This is a genomic window from Rahnella sp. Larv3_ips, assembly GCF_003697865.1.
GTDB lineage: Bacteria > Pseudomonadota > Gammaproteobacteria > Enterobacterales > Enterobacteriaceae > Rahnella > Rahnella rivi.
On record NZ_MJIB01000003.1, the window covers coordinates 99946 to 116387 of the forward strand.

General features: G+C 53.8%; 13 protein-coding genes and 1 riboswitch. Of the genes, 8 read left to right on the plus strand and 5 right to left on the minus strand.

From position 1 onward, the window contains the following. Positions 1-243: 243 nt before the first annotated feature. Both ED901_RS00495 and leuO read right to left on the minus strand, forming a co-directional pair. On the minus strand, positions 244-2040 hold the full coding sequence (locus ED901_RS00495) for a long-chain fatty acid--CoA ligase (RefSeq protein ID WP_056776919.1): 1797 nt from the start codon (positions 2038-2040) through the stop codon (positions 244-246). A gap of 289 nt (positions 2041-2329) precedes the next feature. Continuing rightward, a complete protein-coding gene (leuO, locus tag ED901_RS00500; protein ID WP_122094185.1) occupies positions 2330-3277 on the minus strand; it encodes a transcriptional regulator LeuO in 948 nt (315 codons plus the stop codon). A 750-nt stretch (positions 3278-4027) separates the two neighbouring features. Between leuO and leuA the strand changes: the two genes are divergently transcribed. From leuA to leuD, 4 genes are read left to right on the plus strand one after another with little or no spacing between them, the layout of a single operon-like run. Beyond that, a complete protein-coding gene (gene leuA / locus ED901_RS00510; protein WP_056776911.1) occupies positions 4028-5614 on the plus strand; it encodes a 2-isopropylmalate synthase in 1587 nt (528 codons plus the stop codon). Between the two features lie 2 nt (positions 5615-5616). After that, a complete protein-coding gene (leuB, locus tag ED901_RS00515) occupies positions 5617-6708 on the plus strand; it encodes a 3-isopropylmalate dehydrogenase (protein WP_056776907.1) in 1092 nt (363 codons plus the stop codon). Between the two features lies 1 nt (position 6709). After that, a complete protein-coding gene (leuC, locus tag ED901_RS00520; RefSeq protein WP_122094189.1) occupies positions 6710-8110 on the plus strand; it encodes a 3-isopropylmalate dehydratase large subunit in 1401 nt (466 codons plus the stop codon). Positions 8111-8120: 10 nt separating this feature from the next. Then, positions 8121-8723 carry a 3-isopropylmalate dehydratase small subunit gene (gene leuD, locus ED901_RS00525; RefSeq protein WP_056776901.1) on the plus strand — a complete coding sequence of 201 codons (603 nt, stop codon included), beginning with the start codon at positions 8121-8123 and terminating at the stop codon, positions 8721-8723. Between the two features lie 62 nt (positions 8724-8785). Here leuD and ED901_RS00530 read toward each other — a convergent pair whose 3' ends face one another. After that, positions 8786-9949 (minus strand): MFS transporter, encoded by a 1164-nt coding sequence (locus ED901_RS00530; protein ID WP_056776898.1) that lies wholly within the window; start codon positions 9947-9949, stop codon positions 8786-8788. 169 nt (positions 9950-10118) lie between these two features. Beyond that, positions 10119-10304: a glucose uptake inhibitor SgrT gene (sgrT, locus tag ED901_RS00535; protein WP_056776895.1), complete on the minus strand. Its 186-nt coding sequence runs from the start codon at positions 10302-10304 to the stop codon at positions 10119-10121. A gap of 102 nt (positions 10305-10406) precedes the next feature. On the opposite strand from sgrT, the gene sgrR reads away from it, so the two are divergent. The 4 genes from sgrR to thiQ all read left to right on the plus strand — a co-directional run bounded on the left by sgrR (position 10407) and on the right by thiQ (position 15683). Further along, positions 10407-12068, plus strand: a complete 1662-nt coding sequence (gene sgrR, locus ED901_RS00540; RefSeq protein WP_122094191.1) for an HTH-type transcriptional regulator SgrR — start codon at positions 10407-10409, stop codon at positions 12066-12068. A gap of 40 nt (positions 12069-12108) precedes the next feature. Further along, positions 12109-12361, plus strand: a riboswitch (TPP riboswitch). A gap of 43 nt (positions 12362-12404) precedes the next feature. After that, entirely contained in the window at positions 12405-13388 is a 984-nt protein-coding gene (gene thiB / locus ED901_RS00545; RefSeq protein ID WP_122094193.1) for a thiamine ABC transporter substrate binding subunit, read from the plus strand. Then, positions 13364-14974: a thiamine/thiamine pyrophosphate ABC transporter permease ThiP gene (gene thiP / locus ED901_RS00550; RefSeq protein WP_122094195.1), complete on the plus strand. Its 1611-nt coding sequence runs from the start codon at positions 13364-13366 to the stop codon at positions 14972-14974. Before thiB ends, thiP begins: the two co-directional genes overlap by 25 nt. Next, positions 14958-15683: a thiamine ABC transporter ATP-binding protein ThiQ gene (thiQ, locus tag ED901_RS00555; RefSeq protein ID WP_122094197.1), complete on the plus strand. Its 726-nt coding sequence runs from the start codon at positions 14958-14960 to the stop codon at positions 15681-15683. Before thiP ends, thiQ begins: the two co-directional genes overlap by 17 nt. Here thiQ and ED901_RS00560 read toward each other — a convergent pair. Beyond that, positions 15673-16440: a DedA family protein gene (locus ED901_RS00560; protein ID WP_056776877.1), complete on the minus strand. Its 768-nt coding sequence runs from the start codon at positions 16438-16440 to the stop codon at positions 15673-15675. The two genes, thiQ and ED901_RS00560, sit on opposite strands and share 11 nt — an antisense overlap. Positions 16441-16442: the final 2 nt, after the last annotated feature.

The following is a 16442-nucleotide window of genomic DNA, read 5'->3' on the forward strand; positions in this document are numbered from 1 at the left end:
TTAGCGTGAGAATTTAGGTCAGGCAAACGCCAAAATAGGGATGACACGTTCTGATTATTGCGACGCGCTGCCTGCCCTCACCCGTTCGCTACAAAACACTGCCTGCAGCGGGCAACCAGTCAGAAATATCAGGAAGGCGGGAAAAATTACAGGATTAAATTATGTCTGAGGCTGTCATCAGCATGAAGGGTAAACCGGCGAACAGGCGTTCGCCGGTGACAAATAAAACAGCAACGGCTGGCGCTACTCGCCGTAAAGTTCGTCGATTTCCTTTTTGTAGCGACTGAAAATCACCTTGCGACGCAGTTTGAGCGTGGGTGTCAGCTCGCCCGCTTCCATCGTGAACGGTTTAATCAGCAGTACGAATTTTTTCACCTGCTCAAATCCGGCCAGATCATGCTGGATTTCACGTAACTGATGGGCAAACAAGGACAGGATCTGTTCGTTTTTTACCAGGCCACTGCGGTTGAGATAATCGATATGGTGGGTCTGCGCATACATATTCAGCACATCGAAATCCGGCACGATAAGCGCGGAAACGAAGTGACGCTCATCGGCAATGACCGCCGCCTGTTCGATATACCGATCCTGCACCAGCGTACCTTCGATACGCTGCGGCGCAATATATTTACCCCCCGAGGTTTTCATCAGGTCTTTCAGACGTTCGGTAATAAAAACATTCCCTTCTGCGTCCATTTTCCCTGCATCACCGGTTTTGAACCAGCCATCGGCGGTAAAGCTGGCGGCAGTCTCTTCCGGTTTATTGAAGTATCCGCGCAACAGCGTCGGCCCGCGTACCTGGATCTCATTTTCATCACCAATGCGCACTTCGATTTCCGGCAACGCTGTCCCCACTGAGCCGAAACGAAAATTCTGCTCTTCCCAACAGGTGACGGTCGCGCACGTTTCCGTCAGACCGTACCCGTATTTGATGTGCAGGCCGAGGGATTCAAAAAACAGGATCACATTGTCATCCAGGCTCGCACCGGCTGCGGGCAGAAAACGTAAGTTGCCGCCGAGCAGACCTCTGAGCTTTTTGAGCACCAGCTTATCGGCCAGAAAATGCGCCGGGGATAACCAGAAGGGGTAACGTTCGCCACGGCGCTCAATAAGAAACTTCTCTTTACCCTGCGCCACCGCCCAGTGGAATAAGCGCTTTTTGACCGTGCCCGCGCGGGCCACTTTGTCATGAATCGCACTGAACACTTTTTCATAAAAACGCGGCACGGCGCACATCACGGTGGGCTTCACCGCCGCAAGAGCATCACGCACTAAATCCGTTTCGCGCAGGAAGACATTCTGCGCGCCGCTGTGCATCACAAAGAAACTCCATGCGCGTTCAAATACGTGTGCCAGCGGCAGGAAACACAGTGAGATATCGCTGTCGGAAATCGTCAGGCGTTTTTCATGTTGTTTCAGCTGAGTTGCCATGCTGCGATAATCCAGCATCACGCCTTTTGCTTCCCCGGTCGTACCCGAGGTGTAAATCAGGGTGAAGAGATCGTTGAGATCGCAGCCGCCAATCCGCCCGATGAGCCCGGCAGATAATGCCGGATCCGAGGCAACCGTCTGAGAAACGTGTCTGGCGATAGAAACGCCCTGTAAATCGACGTCGTTATCCAGCACCAGAATATGTTTGAGCTGCGGGCATAATTCACGCAAAGCCATGGCGGCATCATATTGCTTCTGACCCACCACAAACAAAATGCGGATATCCGCATCATTGAGCACGTATGCCGATTGCGCAGGCGTATTGGTGGCATACACCGGCACCGTGACCGCGCGCACCTGCAAAATCGCAAGATCCGCCGTCGCCCATGCGATGGAATTATTGCCGCAGATGGCGATCCGCTCCTGAATCCCTGCCTGCTCCTGCAACAGAAGATGAGATAACGCATCCACGTTCTCACCCAGCTGACGCCAGGTCAGTGCAGTGTGCGCAGCTGGCGACCACTCGCGAAAGGCTGTTTGGTCGGCACGCGTCATCACCTGTTGGCGAAAACGGGTGATCAGATGGTAGTCATTTAAGGTTGGATTCATTCAGCGTCTATACCGGCGTCCAGCGCAGCGCACCGGGGCGGCTGACTGTATTGCTCTGTTACAAAGATTTAACGCAGTCTACCGGCAAATATTGTGCGGCGAAACGAAATTATAGCGGGTGAGAAAATGTCGGCTGGCAACCGCGATGGGTGAACGGAGAGAGGAAAAAAACCTGCATAGCCTTAACGAGGAGAAAAAAACTACGCAGGATAAATCACTTCAAATTAAATCATAATCAGCCATTTTTACTTCAGCGCGCGCCGAAGTAAAAATGATGTTCTATACGGGTTCAGGCCGTGGCAACACACTGGCTCAATAAAGATTTCATCCACATATTGCCGCGATCTTTGCTGGAGGACTCATGCCAAGACAAATAACAGGTCAGCTGATTTTTCATCCAGGGTAAAGGAATGACAGATAAATTCAGTATTCCGGCGTTGGCCTGCGCTAACCAGCGAGGAACCAGCGCTACCATGTCTGTTTTTGAAACCACTTCCATTACGCTGTAAAGATCAGTGCCCTGATAAGCAATTAAAGATTGTAACTCTGGATCATCATAATAAGGTCCGCTGAAAGAGTAGAAACGATCAATCATCATCACCGCGTGTTTTTCTCTCAGATATTTCTCATCTGACATATATGGACTGATTCGCGGATGATTTTGCGAAGCCACTAAAACCAGCTCATCATTAAATAAAGGCTCATTACAGAAATCAGCACGCTCGAATTTACGATAGCTGATCATAAACTCGATATTCTGGTAGCGCAGCTGATGTTCAATATTATCATTAACAATAGTTTGTAATTTAATACTGACGCTGCTGGCTAAGGTATCTACTGCATGCAGAACCTGTGATGTGAGGCGCTTATCCAGCGGGCTGCAAATCGCCACGTTGAACTGGCGCATGCTGACGGTAGGGTCAAAACCGGCACCGGGTAATTCATTCATGACCAGCTGCAACGCCTGACGCACCGGGCCAAAAAGCTGGCGGGCACGCATTGTCGGTTGAATGCCACGGCCATAGCGGACAAACAAATCATCATTAAACATGATTTTTAAACGAGCCACCGCATTACTGACGGCCGGTTGAGACATACCCAGCATATTTGCAGCGCGGGTAATATTTTGTAATTGCATGACGGCATCAAAAACTGTCAGCAAATTCAGATCGACGTTACGAAGATGTGTTTCAGGTTCAGCAGTTTTTACTGAGTTTTCGGTAATGATGTCTGACATAACAATCCTCACTAAAGAGCATCAGACTCGCAGAAGAATGATTATCTTTAATTGATATGATTAAAAAAATCGGCACAGTGACATCAGACTAATTAACAAATAGCTGACAATGAGCGCGTGCCATTTAATATTATTATTTTTAGAAAGATACGCGAATACGGCTTTAAATAATAAGAAAGCAAAATATAAAATTCATTTCCTTCTAAAAAAACTGATGATATAAGACATTAAAATACTTGCACGAACAACATGCAAAAAATGAATAATAAATTAAGCAGCAGTAAATCATCTCCAATCCCTTGTATTGCATTGCTTTTTTACAGGCATGGTTCGTCAATTGTCCATATTTAGACATTTTTTTGTGCAATTAAATGCCGGAGTTCGCCATGAATTCTTTAAGCTAAACACATTCTTACAAACAGAGTTTTATGCTAAATGAGAGTCAGTTTCATTTGTGGATTTTCACTGTATTTCCACACACTGAAGGTTGACATACCTGGCGCATTCCCGTATCAATTTAAGCACTGTTTAAACGACGTCCGTTTAACAAACCTATTACGAGAAGCTGAAAACATGTTTATGACTACCCGTCTCCTAGGCCTACTACTCAACGCAGAAAATTTGCGCGGTAAGCCAGTGGGCGAAAATCAGAACTGATTCAACTTCCACAGACAACAAACCCGCGCCGATGCGCGGGTTTTTTTTTACCTCCCGCAGGGCGCGAATAATAAAACAGACAAGGAACAACCCATGAGCGAGCAAGTCATTATTTTCGATACCACGCTGCGTGACGGTGAACAGGCGTTACAAGCCAGCCTGAGTGTTAAAGAGAAGATTCAGATTGCAATGGCGCTGGAGAGAATGGGCGTTGACGTGATGGAAGTCGGCTTCCCGGTGTCCTCTCCCGGCGATTTCGAGTCTGTACAAACTATCGCGCGCCAGATTAAAAACAGCCGTGTTTGCGGTCTGGCCCGCTGCGTTGACGGCGATATCGATGCCGCAGCTGAAGCGTTGCGCGTTGCCGAAGCCTTCCGTATTCACGTCTTCCTGGCCACATCTACCCTGCACATTGAGTCCAAACTGAAGCGTTCGTTTGATCAGGTCCTGGAGATGGCAACGCATTCCGTGAAACGTGCCCGTAACTATACTGATGACGTCGAATTCTCCTGCGAAGACGCAGGCCGTACCCCGCTGGATAACCTGTGCCGTGTCGTAGAAGCGGCCATCAAAGCCGGTGCGACCACCATTAACATCCCTGATACCGTCGGTTACACCACGCCTGTTCAGTTCGGTGGCATCATCACCAATCTGTATGAACGCGTGCCTAACATTGATAAAGCGATTATCTCCGTTCACTGTCACGACGATCTGGGCATGGCGGTCGGTAACTCCATCGCCGCAATCCAGGCCGGTGCGCGTCAGGTTGAAGGCACCCTGAACGGTATCGGCGAACGCGCCGGGAATACCGCGCTGGAAGAAGTGATTATGGCGATCCGCACCCGTTCGGATTACATGAACGTCCATACCAATATCAATCACAAAGAAATCTACCGCACCAGCCAGATTGTCAGCCAGATCACCAACATGCCGATCCCTGGCAACAAAGCGATTGTCGGTTCTAACGCCTTCGCGCACTCTTCAGGGATCCATCAGGATGGCGTGCTGAAAAATCGCGAAAACTACGAAATCATGACCCCGGAATCCATCGGTCTGAACCAGATTCAGCTGAACCTGACGTCCCGCTCCGGCCGTGCTGCCGTGAAGCATCGTATGGAAGAAATGGGCTACAAAGAGTCCGATTACAATATGGATCATTTGTATACCGCGTTCCTGAAGCTGGCAGACAAAAAAGGTCAGGTTTTCGACTACGATTTAGAAGCACTGGTGTTCATTAATAAGCAGCAGGAAGAGCCGGAATTTTACCGTCTGGATAACTTCAGCGTGCAGTCCGGTTCCAACATTACCGCGACCGCATCAGTCAATCTGGCCTGCGGCGAAGAGGTCATCACCGAAGCAGCGACCGGCAACGGCCCTGTTGATGCCGTGTATCAGGCCATCAACCGCATCACCGGCTATCAGATCGAACTGGTGAAATATCAGCTGAGCGCGAAAGGCCAGGGCCGCGATGCGCTGGGTCAGGTTGACGTGGTGGTTTCCTTTAATGGCCGCCGCTTCCACGGTGTCGGTCTGGCAACAGACATCGTCGAATCCTCCGCGAAAGCGATGGTCCATGTACTGAATAACATTTGGCGCAGCAAACAAGTTGAGATTGAAAAACAACGTTTGCAGCAGGAAAGTCAGCAACACAACATTCAAAATAATCAGGAAACGGTGTGAACATGAGCAAGTCCCATCATATTGCCGTCTTACCCGGAGACGGAATTGGCCCGGAAGTCATGGCCCAGGCATACAAAGTGCTGGACGCAGTACGTCAGCGTTTTGGTCTGAACATCACCACCAGCGAATACGATGTGGGTGGCGCAGCCATCGACAAACACGGCAGCCCGTTGCCGGAAGCCACCGTCGCCGGTTGCGAAAACGCGGATGCGATCCTGTTCGGCTCGGTCGGTGGCCCAAAATGGGAACATCTGCCGCCAAACGATCAGCCTGAGCGCGGCGCATTACTGCCGCTGCGTAAGCACTTCAAACTGTTCAGCAACCTGCGCCCTGCCCGTCTGTATCAGGGGCTGGAAGAGTTCTGCCCGCTGCGTGCAGACATCGCGGCCAAAGGCTTCGATATTCTGTGCGTCCGCGAACTGACCGGTGGCATTTACTTCGGTCAGCCGAAAGGCCGCGAAGGTCAGGGCATGCACGAAAAAGCCTTTGATACCGAAGTGTATTACCGCTTTGAAATTGAACGCATCGCCCGTATCGCTTTTGAATCTGCGCGCAAACGCCGCAGCAAAGTGACGTCCATCGATAAAGCGAACGTGTTGCAGACCTCAATAATGTGGCGCGAAGTGGTAAACGAAATCGCTAAAGATTACCCGGATGTCAGCCTGAGCCACATGTACATCGATAACGCGACCATGCAGCTGATTAAAGATCCGTCACAGTTCGACGTACTGCTGTGTTCCAACCTGTTCGGCGACATCCTGTCTGACGAATGCGCGATGATCACCGGTTCAATGGGCATGTTGCCTTCTGCCAGCATGAACGAACAGGCGTTTGGTTTATTCGAACCAGCGGGCGGTTCAGCGCCGGATATCGCCGGTAAAAACATCGCGAACCCGATTGCACAAATCCTGTCTGCTGCGCTGTTGCTGCGTTACAGCCTGGGTGCGGATGATGCCGCTAACGCTATCGAGCAGGCCGTCAATAAAGCACTGGAAGCGGGACACCGCACCGGCGATTTGGCGAACGGTCAGCAGGCGTTGGGCACCAGTGAAATGGGCGACATTATTGCCCGCTTTGTGAAAGAAGGGGCATAACATGGCGAAGACTCTGTATCAAAAATTGTATGACGCGCACGTCGTTTACGAAGCGCCAAACGAAACGCCACTGTTGTACATCGACCGTCATCTGGTGCATGAAGTCACCTCTCCGCAGGCTTTCGACGGCCTGCGTGCGATGGGGCGTCCGGTGCGTCAGCCGGGTAAAACCTTCGCGACCATGGACCATAACGTGTCCACGCAAACCAAAGACATCAATGCGAGCGGCGAGATGGCGCGCATTCAGATGCAGGAACTGATCAAGAACTGCGCAGAATTCGGCGTGCAGTTGTATGACCTGAACCACCCTTTCCAGGGCATCGTTCACGTCATTGGGCCTGAACAAGGCATGACCTTGCCGGGCATGACCATCGTGTGCGGCGATTCACACACCGCCACCCACGGCGCATTTGGTTCACTGGCGTTCGGTATCGGGACATCCGAAGTGGAACACGTGCTGGCGACGCAAACCCTGAAACAGGGTCGCGCCAAAACAATGAAAATCGAAGTCACCGGCGATGCGCCTGCCGGTATCACCGCAAAAGATATCGTGCTGGCAATTATCGGCAAAACCGGCAGCGCCGGCGGTACCGGCCATGTGGTGGAATTCTGCGGTAAAGCCATTGAAGCGCTGAGCATGGAAGGTCGTATGACCCTGTGCAACATGGCGATTGAGATGGGGGCTAAGGCCGGTCTGGTAGCACCGGATGAAACGACTTTTGCCTATCTGAAAGGCCGTCAGTTTGCCCCGAAAAACCAGAACTGGGATGCCGCAGTAGAATACTGGAAAACCCTGAAAACCGACGAAACGGCTCAGTTCGACAGCATCGTGACGCTGGATGCCGCAGACATCGCACCGCAAGTCACCTGGGGCACGAATCCGGGTCAGGTGATGGGCGTTAATCAGGTGATCCCAAATCCTTCTTCCTTCGCCGATCCGGTTGAACGCGCTTCCGCAGAAAAAGCACTGGCCTATATGGATCTGCAACCGGGCATTAAACTGACCGACGTCGCGATCGACAAAGTGTTTATCGGTTCCTGCACCAACTCGCGTATTGAAGATTTACGCGCCGCCGCCGCCGTTGCCAAAGGTCGCAAAGTCGCCACCGGCGTACAGGCGATTGTAGTGCCAGGCTCCGGCCCGGTAAAAGCTCAGGCGGAAGAGGAAGGTCTGGATAAGATCTTCATCGAAGCCGGCTTTGAATGGCGTCTGCCAGGCTGCTCAATGTGTCTGGCGATGAACAACGACCGTCTGGAACCGGGCGAGCGTTGCGCGTCCACCAGCAACCGTAACTTCGAAGGCCGTCAGGGCCGTGGCGGACGCACGCATCTGGTCAGCCCGGCGATGGCTGCGGCTGCCGCGGTGACCGGTCGTTTCGCTGATATTCGTGATTTGAACTGAGGAAAACACCATGGCTAAATTTACCCAACACATCGGTCTGGTGGTTCCGCTGGATGCAGCAAACGTCGATACCGATGCCATTATCCCAAAACAGTTTTTGCAAAAAGTGACGCGTACCGGTTTCGGCCAGCACCTGTTCAACGACTGGCGTTTTCTGGACGATGCCGGTCAGGTACCTAATCCTGATTTCGTGCTGAACAAACCGCGTTATAAAGGCGCGAGTATTTTACTGGCACGCGAAAACTTCGGCTGCGGTTCTTCCCGCGAACATGCGCCGTGGGCATTGACCGATTACGGTTTTCACGCAGTGATTGCGCCGAGTTTTGCCGATATCTTTTATGGCAACTCGTTCAACAATCAGCTGCTGCCGATTACCCTGAGCGATGCAGAAATAGACGAATTATTTGCGCTGGTTGAAGCGAACGAGGGCATCACGTTTGTGGTGGATCTGGAAGCGCAGACCGTGAAAGCGGGCGATAAAAGCTACCCGTTTGTGATTGACAGTTTCCGCCGTCATTGCATGATCAACGGTCTGGACAGCATCGGCCTGACGCTGCAACACGAAACCAATATCTCCAGCTACGAAAAGAATCAGCCTGCCTTTATGCAGTGATGACGGTTTCGCCGCTATAAAAAAACCCGCGACATTCGCGGGTTTTTTCTTATCAGTACGATTCAGACATCCTTCACTTTATACATCAGCCCCAGCGCCAGAACCGCGAGCACCGTCGCCGCCCAGTACACCGGATAATGCCCGAAGTTTTCCACGATGAAACCCTGTAACAAACCCGCGCAAATGACGCCGGTCGAGATACTGTTGGTGAACAACGTGGTCGCTGAACCTGCGCGCCCCGGCATCAGATCCTGAAAATAGAGCATGCCGATCCCGGCCACGATACCGATGAAAATCGCGTTGAACAGTTGCAGGATCATCAGCGCCGCTTTGAACTGAAACGCCACCAGTCCTGCATAGAAAACCACCCCGCTCGCCACGGCATACAGCATCAGCTTGCGTTTGCCGGTACGCCTGACCAGATAGCCGGCCAGCAACATCGCCGGGATCTCCAGCCCGGCGGCCGTTCCCATCAGCAACCCTGCCAGCCCTTCCGGCAATCCCAGATCGCTGGTGATATAAAGCGGCATATCAATGACGTACATGATGTTGCAGGTCCACATCAGCAGGGATGAAAAGAACAGCAGCCGTACGTCTCTGTTGCGCCACGCGCTGACCGGCACCACTTTTTCGTCCACCGGTTGCTCGACGCGCGGCACAGAAGGCAGGAAGAAAATGATCATCAGAATGCTGCCGACAAACACCGCCGCGGCACTCAGGTACATCGGGGTGAAGCCATAATTGAGCGCCAGCATGAATGAGAGCGGCGGGCCGAGTACCCAGGCGAGAGACAACATCGCACGCATCATCGAGCTGAACATCACCACTTCGCTCGATGAGCGATCGGCATGTTCACGCGCCAGCGCAAACAGCTGCGGCATCGAGGCATTCCCGATCGCCGCCAGCAGCACGCCGACGGTGATCAGCACCAGATAATCACGGCTGAAAGCAAACACCAGGCTGTTACCGAGCGCCATCAGACAGCAGAAAATCAACAGCTTGCGCCGGTCGCCTTTGTTATCCGAGCGGTTAGCCAGCAGAAAGCTAATCGCAATGCCGGCAATCGCATTGACGGTATAAAAGAAGCCGACCCACAGCGGCCGCACTTTCACTTCGTTGGTCAGAAACAGACTGAGCGTCGGCGCCTGCAGTGCGCCTGCAATACCACACAGTAAGGAAACCACCAGAAAGGTGACATAAATGGCATTAATACGAGGTTTTGACATAACGTCGTCCCTGAGAAATGAAAGCAGATAAAGCAAGACAGACAGTGTAGCGAAGTTTCAGGCGGTTCTGGAAAATGAGCATAAAAAAACCAGTGAGTCGCCCCACTGGCTGGTGAAATTACACCATTACTCAGAAAATCGAATTCGGATCAAACCTGCCGTGAAAAGATTACAGACGCTGGCGATATTCTTTTTCATCCACGGAATCAATATCCCACTGGGTGAGACGGGACAGAATATCCAGACGATATTGCACCGGAACCCAGGACAGCCAGTCTGCATGATTTTTAGAGGCGTTCCTCTTTATGGCTTCAAAATAACGCTGGTAAAAACGGGCGTTCAGACTGCGTTTCATGCTGACCTCCGGGTGTTCACAACAGGCTTTCGTTGAGAAACAGTATCGGAGTAATATGAGGAAAGATAAATTGATGAAGATCGCCCACGGAGTTCCTCTTTTATGTCCTCGCCCCGACTGCAACAACAGTTCATCCGTTTATGGCAAAGCTGCCACGGTGAAGAAACCGAAACGACATTACAGGCGTTATCGGAAGTCCTGAATTGTTCACGCAGGCACATGCGCTCGCTGCTCAGCACCATGCAGGAACAGGGCTGGCTGACGTGGGACGCCGAGGCCGGGCGCGGCAAACGATCCACGCTGCGTTTTCTGTATACCGGGCTGGCACTGCGGCAACAGCGCGCCGAAGAACTGCTGGAGCAGGATCATATTGATCAACTGGTGCAACTGGTCGGCGATAAAACGCAGGTGCGCCAGATGCTGTTATCACAGCTCGGACGCAGCTTTCGACAGGGTAAACATATCCTGCGGGTGCTCTACTACCGTCCGCTGTTTAACCTGCTGCCCGGCACCATGCTGCGCCGTTCAGAAACGCACATCGCCCGGCAAATCTTTAGCGGCCTGACACGCATAAATGAGGAAAAAGGGGAAGTGGAAGGTGATTTAGCCCATCACTGGCAGGAAATTTCACCGCTGCACTGGCGTTTCTATCTGCGTCCTGCCATCCATTTTCATCATGGCCGTGAGCTGGAGATGGCCGATATCATCGCCACCTTTACCCGCCTGACCTCGCATCCGCTGTTCAGCAACCTGAAATCCGTCACCACGCCCACGCCGAATGTCATTGATGTCCATCTGAATGAGCCTGACCGCTGGCTGCCATGGTTGTTCGGCAATGTTCACGCGATGATTTTGCCGCAGGAATGGCAATCACTGCCCGATTTCGCCCGTCATCCGGTTGGCACCGGCCCTTACGCCGTGGTGCGTAATCTGAAAACGCAGCTGCGTATCCGCGCCTTTGATGATTATTTCGGGTTCCGGGCGCTGATCGACGAAGTGAATATCTGGGTGTTGCCGGAGCTGAGTGAAGAACTGGTGCATTCCGGTGTTCAGCTACAGGCGGATGAATCCGGCAAAAGCGAGCTGGAAAGCCGCCTCGAAGAAGGCTGCTATTTCCTGTTATTTGACCAGCGTTCACCGGTCGGCCAGTCAGAGGAAACGCGCCGGTGGCTGTGCGACTTACTCAACCCCATCGCACTGCTCAGTAATGCAGAGCCGATTTTTCAGCGCTACTGGTCCCCGGCTTACGGCCTGCTGCCGCGCTGGCACCATAAGGCGCCACAGCCGCGTCCGCCCAAACCGCAAAATCTGACGCAGGTGACGCTGACGTTCTACGGTGAGCACTCCGAGCATCACGCCATCTGCAATGCGCTGCGCCCGCTGCTGACGGCGGAAGGTATCGAACTGATCATTCAGGTGGTGGATTACGCGGTCTGGCATCGCGGCGACGCCAACAGCGATGTGTGGCTCGGCAGCGCCAACTTCACCCTGCCGCTGGAGTTTTCTCTGTTCGCGCATTTCTACGAATTACCGCTGGCAAAACATTGCTTTAGCGAAGACATGAGTCAGGACGCCGCGCAGTGGCACGCGGGGAATTTATCCATCGCCAGTTGGAGCCAGAAACAAACGGTCAGCCATCAGATCCATCCGCTGTTTCACCACTGGCTGGTATTGCAGGGGCAGCGCAGTATGCGCGGCGTGCGCATGAACACCCTCGGCTGGTTCGACTTCAAATCCGCCTGGTTTGCGCCACCGGACAGTTAATCGGACTATCGCATCGCGCCGTTAATCTCTAGAATGACATCCGTTCTCAACGGGGTGCCCGAGTGCGTTCTTTTTTAATAAAGAATGAGCTCGATCTTTAAACGCCGCGAGCGCGTGTTCAGCGGGTGAAGTCCAGCGCACAGAAAGCAGAGCGTACACACAGTACGTGAGCATTTCGAGCACTGCACGAAGCCCGATCAACACACGCACAGCAAGTTTAAAAGGCTGAGATTTGAAACCCGTCGAACCTGATCCGGTTAATCCCGGCGGAGGGATTTGAGACTGCGCGATGCTTACTCAAAATCCTTTGCCCTTTCATTTTTTTGGAGCGCAAAGTTGAAAAAAATATTGTCCTGCCTGCTGTTACTTTCTGCACCTGCCCTGGCTGCAAAACCTGTTCTGACGGTTTACACCTACGACTCTTTCTCTGCCGACTGGGGCCCTGGCCCGGCGATCAAAAAAGCCTTTGAGGCGCAATGCGGCTGCGAGCTGAAATACGTTGCGCTGGAAGATGGCGTGTCTTTACTGAACCGTCTGCGGATGGAAGGCAAGAACAGCAAAGCGGACGTGGTTCTCGGGCTGGACAACAACCTGTTGCAGGCCGCGGAGCAAACCGGTTTATTCACCAAAGCACCGAAAACCGACGCCAAACTGACCGTGCCGGGCGGCTGGAATGACACTACCTTCGTGCCTTACGATTACGGCTATTTCGCGTTCGTCTATGACAAAAACAAACTGAAGAACCCGCCAAAAAGCCTCGATGAACTGATCAACAGCGATCAGAACTGGAAAGTGATTTATGAAGATCCGCGCACCAGTACGCCGGGTCTGGGCCTGATGCTGTGGATGCAAAAAGTCTATGGTGATAAAGCGCCAGAGGCATGGGAAAAACTGGCGAAGAAAACCGTCACCGTGACCAAAGGCTGGAGCGAGGCCTACGGGTTATTCCTCAAAGGCGAAAGCGATCTGGTGCTGAGCTACACCACCTCTCCGGCGTACCACATCGTGGAAGAGAAGAAAGACAATTACGCGGCAGCGGATTTCACCGAAGGCCATTACATGCAGGTTGAAGTGGCGGGCCAGCTGGCGAACAGCAAGCAACCTAAACTGGCTGAAGCGTTCATGAAATTCGTCACGACGGAAGATTTCCAGAAAGTGATCCCATCCGGCAACTGGATGTACCCGGTGATTAACACGCCGCTGCCTGACGCCTTTAAACAACTGACCGTACCGGCCAAATTCCTGCAATACAGCGCACAGGATGTTGCCACCCACCGTTCGCAATGGATCCAGGCATGGCAGAACGCCGTCAGCCGTTGATCCCGCGCTGGCTGTGGCCGGGTGCCGTCGCCTCGCTGGCTATGTTGCTGGTGGCGGCACTGGCGTTAGGTTCTCTGTGGCGTCATGCGCCGCAGATGAGCGGCACCTCACTCTGGCAGGATCCCTATCTCTGGCACGTGATCCGCTTTACCTTCTGGCAGGCGCTGCTTTCGGCGCTCTGCTCCGTGCTGCCCGCGATTTTACTGGCGCGTGCGCTGTTTCGCCGCCGTTTCCCCGGCCGTCAGCTGTTATTACGTTTGTGCGCAATGACGCTGGTGCTGCCGGTTCTGGTCGCCGTGTTTGGCATTCTCAGCGTCTACGGGCGACAGGGCTGGCTGGCACAGATATGCGGCTGGCTGGGCGTGGATTACCGTTTCTCACCGTATGGTTTACAGGGCATTTTGCTGGCGCACGTGTTTTTCAATCTGCCGCTGGCGACGCGTCTGTTAGTGCAGGCTCTGGAAAACATCGCCGTGGAACAGCGCCAGTTGGCCGCGCAGCTCGGAATGAACGCCTGGCAGCAATTCCGTTTTGTTGAATGGCCTGCCCTGCGCCGGCAGATTTTCCCCGCGGCTGCGTTAATCTTCATGCTGTGTTTCGCCAGCTTCGCCACCGTGCTTTCACTGGGCGGCGGCCCGCAGGCGACCACCATTGAGCTGGCCATTTATCAGGCGCTGAGCTACGACTACGATTTAAGCCGTGCTGCCACGCTGGCGCTGGTTCAGCTGTTCTGTTGTCTGGCACTGGTGTTGCTCAGTCAGAAACTCAGTCAGGCATTGCCGGTCGGGCAGACGCATGCTCAGCGCTGGCGAAATCCCGATGATTCTCTGCTGCGCCGTATCGCCGATGGCGTACTGATTGGTCTGGCATTGTTGCTGATCCTGCCGCCGCTGCTGGCCGTGATGTTTGATGGTGTCAACCGCGCGGCGGTCAGCGTGCTGCAACAAACCGCGCTCTGGCAGGCATTATGGACCTCAGTGCGCATCGCGCTCGGCAGCGGAGTCGTGTGTGTTTTGCTGACCATGATGCTGTTGTGGAGCAGCCGCGAGCTGCGCTTACGTCAACGAAACGGCTGGGCGCAGGCGATGGATCTGAGCGGCATGCTGATCCTCGCGATGCCCGGTATCGTGCTGGCGACCGGCTTTTTCCTGCTGCTCGGCGATACTACCGGGTTGCCGCAATCGCCGTGGCCTCTGGTGATCATGACCAATGCGCTGATGGCGGTACCTTACGCATTAAAAGTGCTGGATAACCCGATGCGCGACGTCGCCGAACGCTATAACCCGCTGTGCCTTTCGCTGGATATGCGCGGCTGGCAGCGCCTGCATTGGGTGGAACTCAGCGCGCTGAAACGCCCTATTGCGCAGGCGCTGGCGTTTGCCTGCGTGCTGTCGCTGGGAGATTTCGGCGTGATCGCCTTGTTCGGCAATGAGAATTTCCGCACCCTGCCGTTTTATCTGTATCAGCAGATCGGTGCCTATCGCAGCCAGGACGGTGCGGTGACGGCGCTGTTACTTCTGTTGTTATGCTTCCTGTTATTCACCCTGATTGAGAAACTGCCGGGTCGCCATGCTGACGCTGAATAAACTGACGTATTTGTACGAACATCTGCCGATGCGCTTCGATTTGCAGATCGACGCCGGTGAGCGCGTGGCCATCCTCGGCCCGAGCGGCGCGGGGAAAAGTACCCTGCTCAGCCTGACCGCCGGTTTTCTGTCGCCGGTCAGCGGGCAGATCCTGCTTAATGGCGCCGATCACAGCGCAACGCCACCGGCTAAGCGCCCGGTGTCGATGCTGTTTCAGGAAAACAATCTGTTCTCACATCTGACCGTGCGTCAGAACATGGGGCTGGGGCTGCATCCGGGGCTGAAACTGACGGCACAACAAAAGCAGGAACTGGAGGAGATCGCCCGGCAGGTGGGGTTGAGTGATTGTCTGGCGCGGTTGCCGTCGCAGCTTTCCGGCGGTCAGCGTCAGCGTGTCGCCCTGGCACGTTGCCTGTTGCGCAGCCAGCCGATTTTACTGCTCGACGAGCCGTTTTCGGCGCTCGATCCGGCCCTGCGCAGTGAAATGCTGAGTTTGCTGGATAAGGTCTGCGGGCAACGTCATCTCACGCTGCTGATGGTGTCGCATAATCTGGATGACGCAGCGCGGATTGCGCCGCGCACGTTGCTGATTGTCGATGGCAGGATTTTCTACGATGGCCCGACGCAGGCGCTGGTAAACGGCAGTGCGCCGGAGGCCAGAGTATTAGGAATCAACGCTTCAGGAAGTAAACCTGAAATCAGCGCGTAATGACGTTCCACAGCAGATGGCCGTAAACCGGCATCATCGGTTGCTTACTGAGCATCACCAGACTGACCACCGTCGCCACCACGCTCAGGATGCAGACAATGCGTAATCTTGGCAGCGTCAGCCATTTGCTCATGAAGTCAGGTGAGCTTTTACCGGCACGGAACCAGCGCCACCCCAGCCACGCACTGAGCCAGATAAGCATCACGCTGATAAACAACATCCACTTGAAAACGCCGCTGTTGTGAGTGGCAGGAATGTCGATCGCCACACCCGCCAGGATCCCCGGCAGGAAATACACCGGCGGCCAGGTGATGCAGCCGACAATATTTGGCGGGGCGAATTTATACGGCGGCAGATTGAGCATACCGGCGACCAGCGGCACCAGCGGACGCGTCGGACCGATAAAACGGCCTAAAATCACCGTGGCAAAACTGTGACGATCCAGCGCATAACCGGTTTTATCCAGTAATGACTGGTAACGTTTGAGGAAGCGCCAGCGATGCAGCGGCTCCTTGAAACCACGGCCAATGAAATACGAGGCCCAGTCTCCCAGGAAACACCCCAGACCGGCGGCCAGCCAGGCTTCGTATAATCCCACCTGACCACTGCCAATCAGCGTGCCGAGCGTCGCCATCATGACGGTACCCGGCAGGATCAGCCCCACCAGCGCCAGCGACTCGAAGAAAGCCACCACGGCGACAATAATTAACGCGAAGCCCACCGACTGAGCGACCAGATGTTGTAGATAGGCTTCCATAT